We start from the raw sequence: 12,913 nt of genomic DNA, 5'->3' as shown, positions 1-12,913 counted from the left end.
GAATTTCTACGGTTGAGGTCGTAGAGTCGAGAAATAGACGATTTTTGTCCTTTCAAGGCATTTGATCGACGCGTACTGGACGTACGCGGAGTGAAAATAACGCGGAAAGGGCAAAAATCAGTCATTTCTCGACCGTATTGTCCCTTTGTACACCGACGCTAACCCTACATTAAATATATCTCTTTACCTGTTTCAGCATTAACCAGCATGACATATTTTTGAGAATTATTATCATTTATCTCCAAATACCAGATTGGTTCTGCTGTATACTGCTGATCTTCATTTATGTATGCACGCTCATAAAATTTTGCCCGAGTCACTGTATAAGTAGCTTCATCTAATAAGTTTTCATACTTTGTTTCTACCGTTGCTGCGATTTCGTCAAAACCTTTTAATGGTACATTTTCCCTATCTTCCTGGAAATTATAAAGACCATACACACGCAGGCTTTCTATCCCCCGTGTAGAACAAACAGCAACCACTGGACTGGACTCTGGCGTATCATATGCAAGCGCCTGTGCCATAACCGATAATTCAGGATACACAGGAATCCCACTTACCGTCTGCCTTGCATATACGATACATACATCATCTCCACTTGTCCACTCAGGCTTTCGTTTACTCTCTTCCAACAATCCTTCAGCAACATATTGGTCTTCAATTTCCCGCAGTATATCCGCGCTCAAAGGAGAAGTCTGAAAAACTAAATTTTCTACTGTATATCCGGCATTTTCAAGAGTTTCTTTTACTTTTTGTACAGCATCCTGCTCGTTTACAACAGATTCTGTCGCAGAAGTAAATTTCTCCATATTCTCCGCATTAGTCACCCCTATTTGAGCATAATAGGTCGAATTTTTCGTTGATATTCCAAATTCAATTCCAATCCCTACATTTGTGCCGTCTGCTAAAACATAATAGTTTTCTTCTGGATATAGATTACTGGCAGGAGTATTATGCTTCTCAAGAATTTCTTTTCCTTCTATAAAATTCGCATATGCCTTTTCACTATCCACAAAATGCACACTTTCTAAAATAAATTGGGGAATCTCTTCTCCGTTCCAATTCTCTGGGACTTCTAATTCACACTGAAACCGAACTTTACCTGATGCGGATTCCTTTTCATACGTCTGCGCATACGCATTTTGAGTCAGCATAATAAGCGATAAAGCACATATACCTGAAATCATTAAGTCTTTTCTCATTTTTCTGCTCCCACTTACAAATCACGGCGTATAGCGCCCTTCTACATGTAAACTGCTTACATTTGCTTTGCTGATTACCCCTCCCTCCATCTCATATACCTCATCGCAAAGAACCTCTATATCCTCCCGATTATGACTAGCCAGAATAATCAGTTTATTTTCTTCTTTCATTTTTAACAGAAGCTCCCTGATCTCTCTTACCCCGTTTTTGTCCAGACCATTCATAGGTTCATCCAGAATCAAAATTCCCGGATCTTCCATGATGGCCTGTGCAAGAGCAAGTCTCTGACGCATACCCAGTGAATACTTTCCAACCGGTCGCTTCAATGCAGGATCCAAACCAACCTTTCTCAGAACAGAGCAGAGATAATCTTTATTCTTTTTGTTTCGCAAAGTATAAAGAAATTCCAGATTATGATAGCCACTCCAGGTCCGCAAAAAACCCGGATCCTCAATAATGATCCCCGCATCGGTCAGCATATCCTTATCTTTCCCCATCACTTTACCATTGACAGTTATCGTTCCCTCATCACAGGAAAGAAAACCGCAAATAGACTTAAACAAAACAGTCTTTCCAGAACCGTTGTGCCCTACAAGACCATAAATTTTGCCACTTTCACATAAAAGTGAAACATCCTTTAAAACTTTGTTATCTTTGAAGCTTTTACTTACATGAGATACTTCAATTACGTAATCCTGCCTGTCCATATATTTCACTCCTCGCTATATATCCTCATTTTCCCAGTTAAATTCTATTTTTTTTACCTTTATTAAAATAATGACCGTCATACACAAAATCCCTGCTATTAAAAATCCAAACATATAAGGTATAGATGGCAGCCAATAGTAACCATAATCCGGGGTTGCAATCCTTGCCAGTTCAGCCCATATCGTCGGGATAAAAAAGGCCAGTTTATGACGTATCATGGGATGTATATTCAGCACGGGAAATAGAGCGATTGTCAGGGCAAGACCACCTGCAACTGCAGCAATCTTATTCAAAAACAAACTTAGCAGAAACATCAGAACCCCAATAAATGTACAGATACAGGCACAAAGAAGAATCTCCAGCCCTATAAGCTGTAATGGCGAAAATTCAGAGAAAATCTCGTAATAAATAAACACAGAACTATCAAACTGCGTAAGAGCCCTTGTCGTTGCTGCCGTTCTCAGCAGCTTTCCCCATTCATTGCTCCATTCAATGTCCGATAAAAGAGGAAGTATTGTGCAGATGACTGCCACAACAGTAAGAACAATGGAACGGATAAAAATCCCTCCTATTTGCCCTAATGCCCAACACTTTCTTCCTACACGGATTGCATGATACATATTCACATGCTGCATAAAAGGCACATCCGAGTTCGCATAAATTACTCCAAACCAAAACATAATCAGATAAGAAAAACTACACATCGCAAATGGAAATACGCACCAAGAGGACGGGTAGTCCACTGCAACTGAAAACTGTCGGATAGCCCCTACATATGACCGGCTGACTACAATCATCAATATTACAAAAACTGTCATTTTGCTATTGGCGATTTTCATCATGGAATTTTTCCAGATATACTGTAATAACTTCATACTCCCACCTCTATAATCTGCTTTTTATTTTTTTGTCGATTCCCCAGGTAAGCAGTGCCGAAAAACACAAGCTACAGCCAAAGACTGTAAGAAAGTACTGTATATCCGTCGAAAACCGATTCAAGGTCGGATATATCAGCATTACGCTGAACCAGCCCTTTCCACGATATTCCAATAATATCTGCTGTATTAAAATAGGTGTGATCAATATCAGCATTTTATTAGAAACAAACATAGACAGAAATGAAGCCGCCAATGACAAGGTCCCTGCCAGCATTCCCATTTGCAATGCACATAAAAAAACATAAGACCAGTAGTGTTCTCCGGCAATCAGTGAACCGTACATTCCTTCCATAAAAATATCCTGTAATCCCTCTGAAGTCCAAGGTATCTTTAACCTTATAGACGCAACAAACAGAAGGCTTCCCAAAACCATAGTGATCACAGACGATCCATAAACAACCACTGCCTTGGATACCACATATTTCCATGTATTTCCTCTGTTGATGCTATATCTGGCATATTTATACTCCAAATCCTCACAAAACACAGTTGCATAAGAAAATGCACAAAAAACATAGGCAATCATGATTCCGGACATACCAACAGCGAAATCGTATGTATCCAACGCATTTCCATTTACCATTCCCTCAGTAAATGCAGAATCTTCAAGTGAAAACCACATGGATATTGCAACACCCACAATGCCTAAATATATTGGATAATTTTTTATCAGACGACGGATATCCGTTTTTAAATAATGTGCTCTATTCATCCGCTTCTCTCCTTTTGTAAACGGCTCTTTTGCTACAGAAAAAAATAAATATACAAATACCTGCAGCAAAACCACTTACATCTATCAGGAATAACATCCTTTTTTTTATTTTTCTTTGTTTCTCCTTTTCTTTAATCAGCTCTTTGCTTGTTTCTAGAATTGTATCCAATTTGTCATAAGGTATCTTCATATCTCTGATTTTTCTATATATTTCTCTCTCACATTCATTCGGAGCATTTTCTATACATTTATTAAGCCTTCTTCGTTCTTCTACAATCGAATAAGGAATTGTGGATTTATTCATAAAACATCCCTTTCGCTAATCTTTTATTGCAAGAATATTTCCTTTCCTGTTTCCGCATTAATTAAGGTTACAGATTTACTTATATTATTTTCGACTACTTCAAAATACCAGATAGGATCTGCCTTATATTTTTGTTTCTCATCCAGATATACCCTCTCATAGAATTTTGCTCTTGTTACTTCATAATCAGCATCATTCAAAATGTTCTCAAATTTTTCCTCAACCATAGCAGCAATATCCTCGAAAGGCTTCAGCGAAATTTGTTGTTCTCCCTTTTCAAATTCATAAACGCCGCTAATGTTCAGATATTCTATTCCCCGGGTAGAATATATTGCCTGAACAGGAGCATTATCCGGAGTATCGTATGCCATGCTTCTGGCAATACTCATCATTTCATGAAAAACTGGAATATCTTCATATTTTTGATACGCATAAATAAAATACGCATCATCTTCCTGGCTCCAACTTTCCTTTCTTTTTTCTTCTGTTAAATAATCTTCCTGTAAATATTGTTCTTCCATATTTTTCATTGTCTGGAAACTCAAGGGGTAACAGGCAAATATAAAGTCTTCTTGATTGTATCCCAATTCATCTATTATTTTTTTTAATTCTGTAATACATTCTTCGCCACTTTTAAAAGAAACTTCCGTTTCTTCAAATACAGCTTGATTGTCTGGATTAGTTACACCGATATTTAAATAATATTTACTATTACTGCTTCCATAAGCAATGCCTTCATTTATATCAAGACTTTCATCATTTGCAAATAGATAATAGTCTTCTGGTGCCCTCTCTTCATCTACTGGAATTTCCGGCTTTTCAATTACCTCTTTTCCTTCGCCAAACATAGACCATGCTTTTTCTCTGTCACAGCAATATAACCCCTTTACATCAGCCGCCGCTATGGATTGTCCTTTTATGTTTTCTGATATTTCCAACTTGCAATTAAACTTTACCTTCCCCGAATCAGATGTTTTTTCATACTTTTTCGGGAAACTATATTCTTCTTCCATTGAAACTATTTCTTCCTCAGTCTTTTCCTTCACCTCTGCAGCGTTCTTATTACATCCAGTTAAAACCGAACATATGCATAATATCAGACAAAACCCGCTTATTTTTTTCATCATATTCTTCCTCCTAAAATTCATCTAAAGAATACCTATACCCCAACACCTTGTTCCCTTTTGTAGAAGTTCTCTTATCCATTAACTTACACCTCCCTTTAAAATGACTGCATTGTAGCATAGAATCATTAAGTTTTTTCATGGTTGTAAAAAATCGCCCATGTTTTTGTCAAAATTAGACTTTTCATTTTGCATAAAAAAAGAGACTCCTAACAAGTCTCTTAGTTTTTAATCCGCGACATATACAAAAGAACCTGAACGCAAAATCTATTGGATGTATAATCTATTTTAATTTCTCCTCCATTGTCAATCACCACTTTCTTTACATTTTCTAATCCAATACCATGTATAGCAAGTTCTGTCTGCGTTGTCTGCAGTCCGTTTTTCTTTTCCAAAATTTTTCCCGAATAGCTGTTTTCTATAAAGATTAACAGCAGCTCTTGTTTTATTTGCATTTTTATAGTTAGTTGCTTTTCTTCCGATTTACTGGCTTCTCTTACTGCATTATCTACTAGATTCCCTAAGATCACGCAAATATTAAAATTATTCAAATACAGATCTTCCGGAATATTTATCTGAACATCTACCTGGTTCAGCGTCCTGTTTGCTTTCTGCAACATATAGTTCAACACCCCGTCTATTTCCGGGTTTCCTGTGTTTGAATATTCCTTTGGATTGAGCATAAATTCTTTCATGCCGCTTAAATATTTTATCATATCGTCATCATTATTATTTTTAGCCATTGCTGATAACTCAATAATATGATGTTTTATATCATGTCTTAGTGCCTTCACCCGCTCTTCCGATTCCCTTGCTACATCCAACTGATAAGAATAAACTTCCAGCATCTGTTTAAATACCTGCTCATTCATACGAGCAGAATAAAATTTAAGTAATGAATGATACAGATAAAAAATAAGAATATTAATAAAAAGAAGTGCCAGTGATGCAAAAATAACAATTCCTTTTATTTCATGCACAACAATAATCAGATAATATATATATGCAATACTAACAACAGGCACCATTAAAAGTGCAACCATATTTAATGCCGGTAATGTAATTTCTTTTTCGGGTTCTGTTGTCCTCTGGATAATAATTGCAATAAATAATAAAGCAAAGCTGGTAATACATTCATATACCTGATTCACCGGCTGTCCCATCGTATATTTTGTTAAAGATAAAATGACAATGCTGTCAACCAAAGCATTAATCACATATATAATAAATACAGCCAAACATTTCTTTGTTTTCTTTATGCGGTATGGAAAAAAAATCAAAAAAAGACTTGTAATGTTTGACAAAATATTCATAGCCGGAGAGGAAAATAACAAGCTTATCGCACTTGTCCATGCCCAGCCTATAATATATAAAATAGAGACATGCTTCCATACACTCTCTTCTTTTTGCACAAAAATACCAACAAAATACTTCAATGCGTAAAAACGTAATGCATTTGCCAGTAACGCTATAATACCATTAAATATTTTTAAACTCATCTGCAGCACTCTCCAAAATCTTTCTTCGTACATCTGCACGATTGATTTTACTTATATTTAGTACATCTCCATTCAGCATTTTTACCCACTCGTATGTAAATTCCTTTACATAATTTTTATTTACTAAATACGATTTATGTATTCTTAAAAAAACATTTTCTGGAATTCGTTTTTCAATCTCATTCAATTTTCCATAAAATGTTCTGATCTCTTTTTTCATTACAATATTAATGTTTCTTCCAGTACTTTGAAAATACAAAATATCTTTATACGAAATGCGATATGTACTATTTTGAGTTTGGAACTCAAATCCCACACTATTTTTTCCCGATATACGATAAATATTATCCAAAACATGATATATCTTCGCCGCTTCTATGGGCTTTACCAAAAAATCAAACGGGCGATTTTGAAAAAGCTGTAATGCATAATTTTCCTTTGAAGATATATATATCAAAAATATATTCTCTTCTTCAAGAACCTCTCTTATATATTTGCCCACCATAACTCCATCTTTCCCTGGCAATTCTATATCCAGAAAAAGAATGTTTATTTTCTCTCTTTTCAAATAATCCAACAAAGTATCTCCAGAATAAAAAACTTCTGTCACAAGTGAAACGCTCTTCTCTTTCGCATATTTCAGTATAATCTCTTCTAGCTCGGAACATGTGCTTTTTTCATCATCGCAAATTACAGTCTTCATTATTTTTCCCTCCTGAAAGTATAATACTCTCTCGGTATCATTCATGCAAGTCATCTCCTTTTTAACCTTCATTCAAAGCTGTCTTTAGATATTTATGGTATATTTTAAGCAAAATCATTGTCAAATAGATATTTAAAATCGAATAAAATTATTTTAAAACACTTACAATATGTATAGGAGGTGTCATGAATGAGGAAACTGATTTTTCAGCATTTATCAAAAATAGAATTACTGAATTACGTTGTCAAAAAGGAATCTCCGAATACACTTTGAGCTTAGCAATCGGTCGTTCGCAAGGATATATACAATCAATTAGTTCTGGCAGAATATTACCCTCTATGAATACTTTTTTAGTTATTTGTAAGTACTTCGATATTACTCCTACTGAATTTTTTGATCCATCTTTTCAGAACCCTACTTTGTTACATTCTATTATTTCAGATATTAGTAAATTTTCTGAAGAAGATTTATTATTACTTTCATCCGTTTTAAAGCGACTAACAAGGAATTAAATTCTATTATCCAATAGATGAACAAGAATTAACTTTATTTTAATCTTGCTCACCTATTTTTTCTGGTTTATATATATTTATAAGCAGCAATTTTTCAACACTATAGAGCAAGTTTCGCCTGCGTAACTCAAAACTCACTTCGTAACTTTTGCTTACTGGCAAACTTGATGGGGATTCCGCTCCCCATACCCTCGGCTTCAGCACATTTATTTAATGTGTTATCATGGCTCCTGTGAAAGACAGTCGCAGCGTGATCGGTTCCCATCACGAAAAAACAACATCTTAAAAATATTCATTTTGTTCTCTTTATGTTCTTTAAATCGGCTTATAGTATGAATACAAATTTTAGTAGAAAGGGATTTTATGGCTAGACCGAAAAAAGAAAAGGAACTGAGGCGCACCCATCCAGTGATGCTCCGCTTCACAGACGCAGAGTATGAACGTCTCCTATTCTATGCAGAAGCCGCACGGCTTCCTCTTGCAGAATATATCCGAAAACAAGTTACAGGAAAACCAGTAAAAGTAAAATATGAAATTGTGGCAGAGCTACCGGAATTGAAAAAGCTAATCGCAGAGTTTGGCAAAATCGGAAGTAACCTTAATCAGATCGCCCGCCATTTTAACAGTGGCGGTATCCATTCACAGGAAATGCGCAAAAGAATTAACCAGGGAATTTCTGACATTTATGAGATGAAGTACGAAGTTCTGAGAATGGCAGGAGACTTTCTATCCCACCCTCCGAGCGATAGTGCTGTTACGAAAGGAGATTTTTTTCATGGCAATCCTGAAGCATATCGCTAGTAAAAATGCGGATTACGGGGAGACCCAGCGCTATCTGATGTTTCAATATAACGAGGATACCATGAAACCGATTCTTGATGAAAATGGCAGACTAATCCCCAGGGAGGAATATTATCTGGACGGCATCAACTGTGATTCCTTTACCTTTGATATGGAATGTAAAGAACTAAATGCACAATACCGTAAGAACCAGACCTTTGATGAGATCAAATCTCATCACTATATTTTAAGTTTTGATCCGAAGGACACGGAGGAAAGCGGATTGACCGGAGAACGAGCGCAGCAGCTCGGTCTGGAGTATGCCCGGAAAAATTTTCCCGGCCATCAGGCTTTAGTCTGCACTCATACAGACGGACACAATCAGAGTGGCAACATTCATGTGCATATCGTTATCAATAGCCTGCGGAAACATGATGTGGAACGTCAGGATTTCATGGAACGGCCATGCGATTCCCGTGCTGGCTATAAACATCATCTTACGAATGATTATCTTTCCTATCTGAAACAGGATGTGATGGATTTGTGCCACAGAGAGCAACTGCACCAGGTTGACCTGCTCTCTCCTGCGGAAAGGAAAGTCACTGACCGAGAATATCACGCACAGCGCAGAGGGCAGAAAAAGCTGGATACATTAAATCGGGAAATGACTGCCGGCGGCATCACACCACGCAAAACGAAATTTGAAACCCAGAAAGATTTCCTCCGAAACGCCATTGAGGAAGCCGCCGCTTCCGCCCGCAGTCTGGAAGAATTTCAAAAGCAGCTTTTAGACAACTATCATATTTCACTCAAGATCAGCCGTAGGCGGTTCAGCTATCTCCATCCGGAGCGTGGGAAATACATTACGGGCAGAAACCTGGGAACACGGTATGAAAAAGAATATCTGCTGTCTGTATGGGAGAAAAATTCCAAATGCCACCAGAACCTGTCACCTGAGCCGGATACATCCGATAAACCATCTGCCTTTGCGAATCAGAACGACCTGCCTGCTTTCGTCTTTATCAAATCCGAACTCCGGCTTGTGATTGATCTGCAGAATTGTGCAAAAGCGCAGGCAAATTCTTCTTATGCCAGGAAAGTCCGGTTGTCTAATTTACAGCAGATGGCGAAAACAGTGGCCTATATTCAAGAGCATGGTTACGATACGGAAGATGATCTGAAAGCCGCTTTTGATGAGGCACAGGCACAGACCACCGAGATGCGAAAAACACTCCGTTCTACGGAAAAGAAACTTCGTGAGGTCAACGAACAAATTCATTATACAGGGCAATATCTGGCTAACAAATCAGTGTACCGGGAATTTCTTACCTGCAAGAATAAGAAGAAGTTCCGGCTGGAACACCAGACGGAGATCACTCTGTATGTAACTGCCCGGAAAATACTGAAAGAACATTCAGAAGATGGAAAACTGCCTTCCATGAAACTGTTGAAAGCAGAAAAAGAAAAGCTGGCTGCACGGAAAAGCAGCCAGTACGAAGCATACCGAAACCTCCGGGAATATGAAAAGGAACTGCATATTGTCCAGACAAACATCGACACATTTCTGGGGAAAGACCGCTCCCGGCAGACAGCGCAGGAACGAGAAAGTACACGCTCCTAAATCTCTGCCTTATATCAGAAGGCCCACTGAGATTTTTCTTTACTCCGTGGGCCTATCCTGTGTATCCTTTTTCAGTTGTTCGATTTTCTTGATATCTACATAGTGAGTCGCATATGCTTTCTCAATCTCTGGCTTTCCGCTCTTGCTGAAACGGAGCAGGATCACCGGCCTGTGTCCATGCTTTTTCTTTACGCCCCACCGCTTATAATAGCAAAAAGACGGCTTCAATCCTGTCTTTTGCGCATATCGCCGGATCTGCCCCATGATTACAGAAAGCTTCCGGAGATTGCAGGTGCATACCTGCTCCAAATACGGGATTTTCCCGAAACGCCATTCTTCATATTTCTGTTTTGGCAGTACGCCAATCTCCATCAGCACATCCACCGGTGCGGCATAGCCCCGCCGCTGGCATTGGTGGTAAACCGCAGCATGGGCTTTCCTGCTTAATTCACTATCTTTCAAGCTCACACTCTCCCATCCGGCCATTCTTTCAACTAGAGTTCATTGTAACACGAAATCCCATTTCTTCCCACAACAACTTCCTATTCCTTCTGATCCGGAATGGTATATGCTTCCACGGTGATTTTATTCCCATCCGGTTCTATCTCCACCCAATAATTCTGTATCCGACAGCCCCGGTGCCAGTCCTGAAGAGAATAGATTTCCAACGTTTTAAAATCCACCAGGCAGAGCGGAACTGCCTCTTTCTTTTCGTATTTCCATTTGCGGAACTCCAAAGATTCCAGCACTTTATTCAAGCATTTCTGACAGAGATGTCCCCGGATTGTCTCTGTTTTCATCTGATAATCCTACGGAAGTGTTACCTCTATGGAAGCCATTGTGCCTCGGAAATTACTTTCTGTGGAATAAATAATTTCTCCGGTATTTCCAAAACTTGTCGAAGTTCCATCTTCTCCATTCACTTCGTTTCCGTTTTCGTCATGGCATTTCAAGCGAAAGTCCAACACATACCAGTCATTAAGCGAAATCAATCCTATCGTATCAAATTTCCGGTAATAATCTATCAGACTGTAATCGCTGCTCCCGCAAAGATAACAGCTTCCCTGATCCTCAAGTGCGGATTGGACTCCCTCATAGCTGACATTCTCCATACCTCCGCTTCTGAGCCACTTTTCATACAGTTCATCCTTAAAATACACCCCCAAAAGCAACAGTACAAACCCACCGATCATCAGCCAGAACAGCCCCGCCCTGATCCGGTAATATTTCTTTTTCCCTTTCTCCTGCATCCTGTTTCCCCTCCCAAAATTTAGTGTACTTAAAACAAGTCCATTTATCACATCATATCACTACCTGTACTTAAAATGTACTTATCCTAACGAACTTATTTTGTACTTAAATGTACTAGACAGGAGGTATTATGGATAAAGATAAACATATCGGTTTACGCATTGACTCAGAAACGCACAAGAAGCTGAAAAGCCTTGCAGAGTTTGACGGACGCTCCATGAATGGTGAGATCCTATATCTGATCCGCCAGGCTATCGCACAGCACGAACATAAACATGGTGAATTAAAGTAAGCATTTCTGTATTACAATTTCCGTTATCATCTTCAAAAGTGGACTCATTCTAGTCCCATTGTATCATTCCATGCCGATAAGATAAAGGAAAATCGGACTCATTCTAGTCCACACAAGGAGTTTTATCGCATGGAACAAAAAATCAAGCAGACTGGTATTGACATTGGCGGGAATATCCGCCGCATCAGAAAAGAAAAAGGAATTGGACAGACTGAACTTGTCCGTATGCTCCAGCTCCAGGGCTTGAATATGACACGGGAAACGCTGGTAAAAATCGAAAGAGGAATCCAGCATATCACAGGGACACAACTCCGAGGCATCCGGGACTGCCTGGAGACAAGTTATGATGAGCTATTGAAATAGAGACTTCAATTTATGCATATGGTTCTCCCCATTTCATCATATTTTAAAAATAGTTCATTGCTATTTTTTGAAAAATCGACTATACTATGGATAAGAAAATAAGAAAGGAGTAGATGCACATGGCAACACAGAGTATTAAAAAGAACATTGTAATCCATGACAAAGACTCCGCCGCTGCTTTTGTGGAAGCACTGGAAAAAGCCGCAGCTATTGCGACAAAGCCTGCTTCCCGTAATTACAGCGTAAAGGAATTAAAAGGTACAAAAAATATCAAAGCTTTTTTCGGAGATAAATTATAATGGATTATATAGAGCTGAATCTTTTAGAAATGCTCGACACATACGGAGAGGATAAGCTACAGTCTATCCTCTCCCGTTTCATGTGTCCCCAAAATATAGATGTGGAAAATTTTATACAAACAAAGGCGATTGGCTTTGCCAGACAGCGGCTTGCAATGACCTATCTTGTTTTTTCTGATGAAGAATCACCTGATCTCGTTGGCTATTTTACACTGGCAAATAAATTTGTTTCTATCAACGGAAATGTACTAAGCAAAACTCTCCAGAAGCGTATAGGAAAGTTTTCACAATATGACAAAGAACTTGACCGTTTTCTGGTGTCTATGCCTTTGATTGCACAGCTCGGCAGAAATTTTAATCCTGCCTTATCTGCCTCGATACCCGGACAGGAATTATTATCTATTGCCTGCAGCAAAGTCCGGGAAGCTCAGTTTATTATCGGTGGGAAAGCTGTTTACATAGAATGTGCCAGCAATCCAAAATTATATGACTTTTATTCCGCTTCCCAATTTGTCCAGTTTGGTCAACGAGAGAGAGATACAGACGAAATTGCGGAAAGTCCGATATTGGTACAAATGCTAAAGTATTTCAGAGATTAAAAAAA

The 12,913-nt window shown here is 38.4% G+C and carries 18 protein-coding genes; 7 read left to right on the top strand and 11 right to left on the bottom strand.

Going from position 1 to position 12,913, the window contains the following annotated elements; translation table 11 throughout:
• Nucleotides 1-164: 164 nt before the first annotated feature.
• The 8 genes from B5G00_RS00530 to B5G00_RS00495 form a co-directional block, all read right to left on the bottom strand.
• Nucleotides 165-1,202, bottom strand: coding sequence for a hypothetical protein (locus B5G00_RS00530; RefSeq protein WP_087266890.1), 1,038 nt, complete (start codon nucleotides 1,200-1,202; stop codon nucleotides 165-167).
• A 21-nt stretch (nucleotides 1,203-1,223) separates the two neighbouring features.
• A complete protein-coding gene (locus B5G00_RS00525) occupies nucleotides 1,224-1,910 on the bottom strand; it encodes an ABC transporter ATP-binding protein (protein WP_070090353.1) in 687 nt (228 codons plus the stop codon).
• Between the two features lie 15 nt (nucleotides 1,911-1,925).
• Entirely contained in the window at nucleotides 1,926-2,786 is an 861-nt protein-coding gene (locus B5G00_RS00520; RefSeq protein WP_087266888.1) for a hypothetical protein, read from the bottom strand.
• Between the two features lie 10 nt (nucleotides 2,787-2,796).
• Nucleotides 2,797-3,561: a hypothetical protein gene (locus B5G00_RS00515; protein WP_087266885.1), complete on the bottom strand. Its 765-nt coding sequence runs from the start codon at nucleotides 3,559-3,561 to the stop codon at nucleotides 2,797-2,799.
• Nucleotides 3,554-3,865, bottom strand: a complete 312-nt coding sequence (locus B5G00_RS00510; protein ID WP_062807182.1) for a hypothetical protein — start codon at nucleotides 3,863-3,865, stop codon at nucleotides 3,554-3,556. The genes B5G00_RS00515 and B5G00_RS00510 overlap by 8 nt, the downstream gene beginning before the upstream one ends.
• Nucleotides 3,866-3,888: 23 nt before the next feature.
• A complete protein-coding gene (locus B5G00_RS00505) occupies nucleotides 3,889-4,992 on the bottom strand; it encodes a hypothetical protein (RefSeq protein WP_087266882.1) in 1,104 nt (367 codons plus the stop codon).
• A 218-nt stretch (nucleotides 4,993-5,210) separates the two neighbouring features.
• The gene (locus tag B5G00_RS00500; protein ID WP_162613464.1) at nucleotides 5,211-6,488 is read right to left on the bottom strand and encodes a sensor histidine kinase; all 1,278 of its coding nucleotides are present in this window, start codon (nucleotides 6,486-6,488) and stop codon (nucleotides 5,211-5,213) included.
• Entirely contained in the window at nucleotides 6,469-7,236 is a 768-nt protein-coding gene (locus tag B5G00_RS00495; protein WP_162613463.1) for a LytR/AlgR family response regulator transcription factor, read from the bottom strand. The genes B5G00_RS00500 and B5G00_RS00495 overlap by 20 nt, the downstream gene beginning before the upstream one ends.
• Nucleotides 7,237-7,376: 140 nt before the next feature.
• On the opposite strand from B5G00_RS00495, the gene B5G00_RS00490 reads away from it, so the two are divergent.
• The 3 genes from B5G00_RS00490 (at nucleotide 7,377) to B5G00_RS00480 (ending at nucleotide 10,104) form a co-directional block, all read left to right on the top strand.
• Nucleotides 7,377-7,703: a helix-turn-helix transcriptional regulator gene (locus tag B5G00_RS00490; RefSeq protein WP_083262895.1), complete on the top strand. Its 327-nt coding sequence runs from the start codon at nucleotides 7,377-7,379 to the stop codon at nucleotides 7,701-7,703.
• 363 nt (nucleotides 7,704-8,066) lie between these two features.
• A complete protein-coding gene (locus B5G00_RS00485) occupies nucleotides 8,067-8,504 on the top strand; it encodes a plasmid mobilization protein (protein ID WP_070088778.1) in 438 nt (145 codons plus the stop codon).
• Nucleotides 8,479-10,104: a relaxase/mobilization nuclease domain-containing protein gene (locus B5G00_RS00480; protein WP_087266873.1), complete on the top strand. Its 1,626-nt coding sequence runs from the start codon at nucleotides 8,479-8,481 to the stop codon at nucleotides 10,102-10,104. Before B5G00_RS00485 ends, B5G00_RS00480 begins: the two co-directional genes overlap by 26 nt.
• A 39-nt stretch (nucleotides 10,105-10,143) precedes the next feature.
• Here B5G00_RS00480 and B5G00_RS00475 read toward each other — a convergent pair whose 3' ends face one another.
• The 3 genes from B5G00_RS00475 to B5G00_RS19170 form a co-directional block, all read right to left on the bottom strand.
• A complete protein-coding gene (locus B5G00_RS00475) occupies nucleotides 10,144-10,566 on the bottom strand; it encodes a hypothetical protein (protein WP_164496680.1) in 423 nt (140 codons plus the stop codon).
• Nucleotides 10,567-10,646: 80 nt separating this feature from the next.
• Nucleotides 10,647-10,904 carry a hypothetical protein gene (locus B5G00_RS19175; protein WP_083262894.1) on the bottom strand — a complete coding sequence of 86 codons (258 nt, stop codon included), beginning with the start codon at nucleotides 10,902-10,904 and terminating at the stop codon, nucleotides 10,647-10,649.
• 9 nt (nucleotides 10,905-10,913) lie between these two features.
• Complete coding sequence (locus B5G00_RS19170) at nucleotides 10,914-11,354, bottom strand: hypothetical protein (RefSeq protein ID WP_083262893.1); 441 nt, start codon at nucleotides 11,352-11,354, stop codon at nucleotides 10,914-10,916.
• A gap of 131 nt (nucleotides 11,355-11,485) precedes the next feature.
• On the opposite strand from B5G00_RS19170, the gene B5G00_RS00465 reads away from it, so the two are divergent.
• The 4 genes from B5G00_RS00465 to B5G00_RS00450 all read left to right on the top strand — a co-directional run bounded on the left by B5G00_RS00465 (nucleotide 11,486) and on the right by B5G00_RS00450 (nucleotide 12,908).
• Nucleotides 11,486-11,647: an Arc family DNA-binding protein gene (locus B5G00_RS00465; RefSeq protein WP_083262892.1), complete on the top strand. Its 162-nt coding sequence runs from the start codon at nucleotides 11,486-11,488 to the stop codon at nucleotides 11,645-11,647.
• Nucleotides 11,648-11,776: 129 nt separating this feature from the next.
• Nucleotides 11,777-12,010 carry a helix-turn-helix domain-containing protein gene (locus tag B5G00_RS00460; RefSeq protein ID WP_070088775.1) on the top strand — a complete coding sequence of 78 codons (234 nt, stop codon included), beginning with the start codon at nucleotides 11,777-11,779 and terminating at the stop codon, nucleotides 12,008-12,010.
• Between the two features lie 119 nt (nucleotides 12,011-12,129).
• The gene (locus B5G00_RS00455) at nucleotides 12,130-12,309 is read left to right on the top strand and encodes a hypothetical protein (protein WP_070088774.1); all 180 of its coding nucleotides are present in this window, start codon (nucleotides 12,130-12,132) and stop codon (nucleotides 12,307-12,309) included.
• Entirely contained in the window at nucleotides 12,309-12,908 is a 600-nt protein-coding gene (locus B5G00_RS00450) for a hypothetical protein (protein ID WP_070088773.1), read from the top strand. The genes B5G00_RS00455 and B5G00_RS00450 overlap by 1 nt, the downstream gene beginning before the upstream one ends.
• The last annotated feature ends 5 nt before the right edge of the window (nucleotides 12,909-12,913 follow it).

This window comes from Blautia sp. An46 (assembly GCF_002161645.1).
Classification (GTDB): Bacteria; Bacillota; Clostridia; order Lachnospirales; family Lachnospiraceae; genus Blautia; species Blautia ornithocaccae.
This window is presented reverse-complemented; position numbering and strand designations above follow the sequence as displayed.

Bases quoted from the DNA above. Each gene is read 5' to 3' on its own strand.
- B5G00_RS00465 (WP_083262892.1), top strand. From the start codon at position 11,486: ATGGATAAAGATAAACATATCGGTTTACGCATTGACTCAGAAACGCAC.
- B5G00_RS00495 (WP_162613463.1), bottom strand. From the start codon at position 7,236: ATGAATGATACCGAGAGAGTATTATACTTTCAGGAGGGAAAAATAATG.
- B5G00_RS00510 (WP_062807182.1), bottom strand. From the start codon at position 3,865: ATGAATAAATCCACAATTCCTTATTCGATTGTAGAAGAACGAAGAAGG.
- B5G00_RS00485 (WP_070088778.1), top strand. From the start codon at position 8,067: ATGGCTAGACCGAAAAAAGAAAAGGAACTGAGGCGCACCCATCCAGTG.
- B5G00_RS00515 (WP_087266885.1), bottom strand. From the start codon at position 3,561: ATGAATAGAGCACATTATTTAAAAACGGATATCCGTCGTCTGATAAAA.
- B5G00_RS00520 (WP_087266888.1), bottom strand. From the start codon at position 2,786: ATGAAGTTATTACAGTATATCTGGAAAAATTCCATGATGAAAATCGCC.
- B5G00_RS00480 (WP_087266873.1), top strand. From the start codon at position 8,479: ATGGCAATCCTGAAGCATATCGCTAGTAAAAATGCGGATTACGGGGAG.
- B5G00_RS00525 (WP_070090353.1), bottom strand. From the start codon at position 1,910: ATGGACAGGCAGGATTACGTAATTGAAGTATCTCATGTAAGTAAAAGC.
- B5G00_RS00500 (WP_162613464.1), bottom strand. From the start codon at position 6,488: ATGAGTTTAAAAATATTTAATGGTATTATAGCGTTACTGGCAAATGCA.
- B5G00_RS19170 (WP_083262893.1), bottom strand. From the start codon at position 11,354: ATGCAGGAGAAAGGGAAAAAGAAATATTACCGGATCAGGGCGGGGCTG.
- B5G00_RS00530 (WP_087266890.1), bottom strand. From the start codon at position 1,202: ATGAGAAAAGACTTAATGATTTCAGGTATATGTGCTTTATCGCTTATT.
- B5G00_RS00460 (WP_070088775.1), top strand. From the start codon at position 11,777: ATGGAACAAAAAATCAAGCAGACTGGTATTGACATTGGCGGGAATATC.
- B5G00_RS19175 (WP_083262894.1), bottom strand. From the start codon at position 10,904: ATGAAAACAGAGACAATCCGGGGACATCTCTGTCAGAAATGCTTGAAT.
- B5G00_RS00455 (WP_070088774.1), top strand. From the start codon at position 12,130: ATGGCAACACAGAGTATTAAAAAGAACATTGTAATCCATGACAAAGAC.
- B5G00_RS00505 (WP_087266882.1), bottom strand. From the start codon at position 4,992: ATGATGAAAAAAATAAGCGGGTTTTGTCTGATATTATGCATATGTTCG.
- B5G00_RS00490 (WP_083262895.1), top strand. From the start codon at position 7,377: ATGAATGAGGAAACTGATTTTTCAGCATTTATCAAAAATAGAATTACT.
- B5G00_RS00450 (WP_070088773.1), top strand. From the start codon at position 12,309: ATGGATTATATAGAGCTGAATCTTTTAGAAATGCTCGACACATACGGA.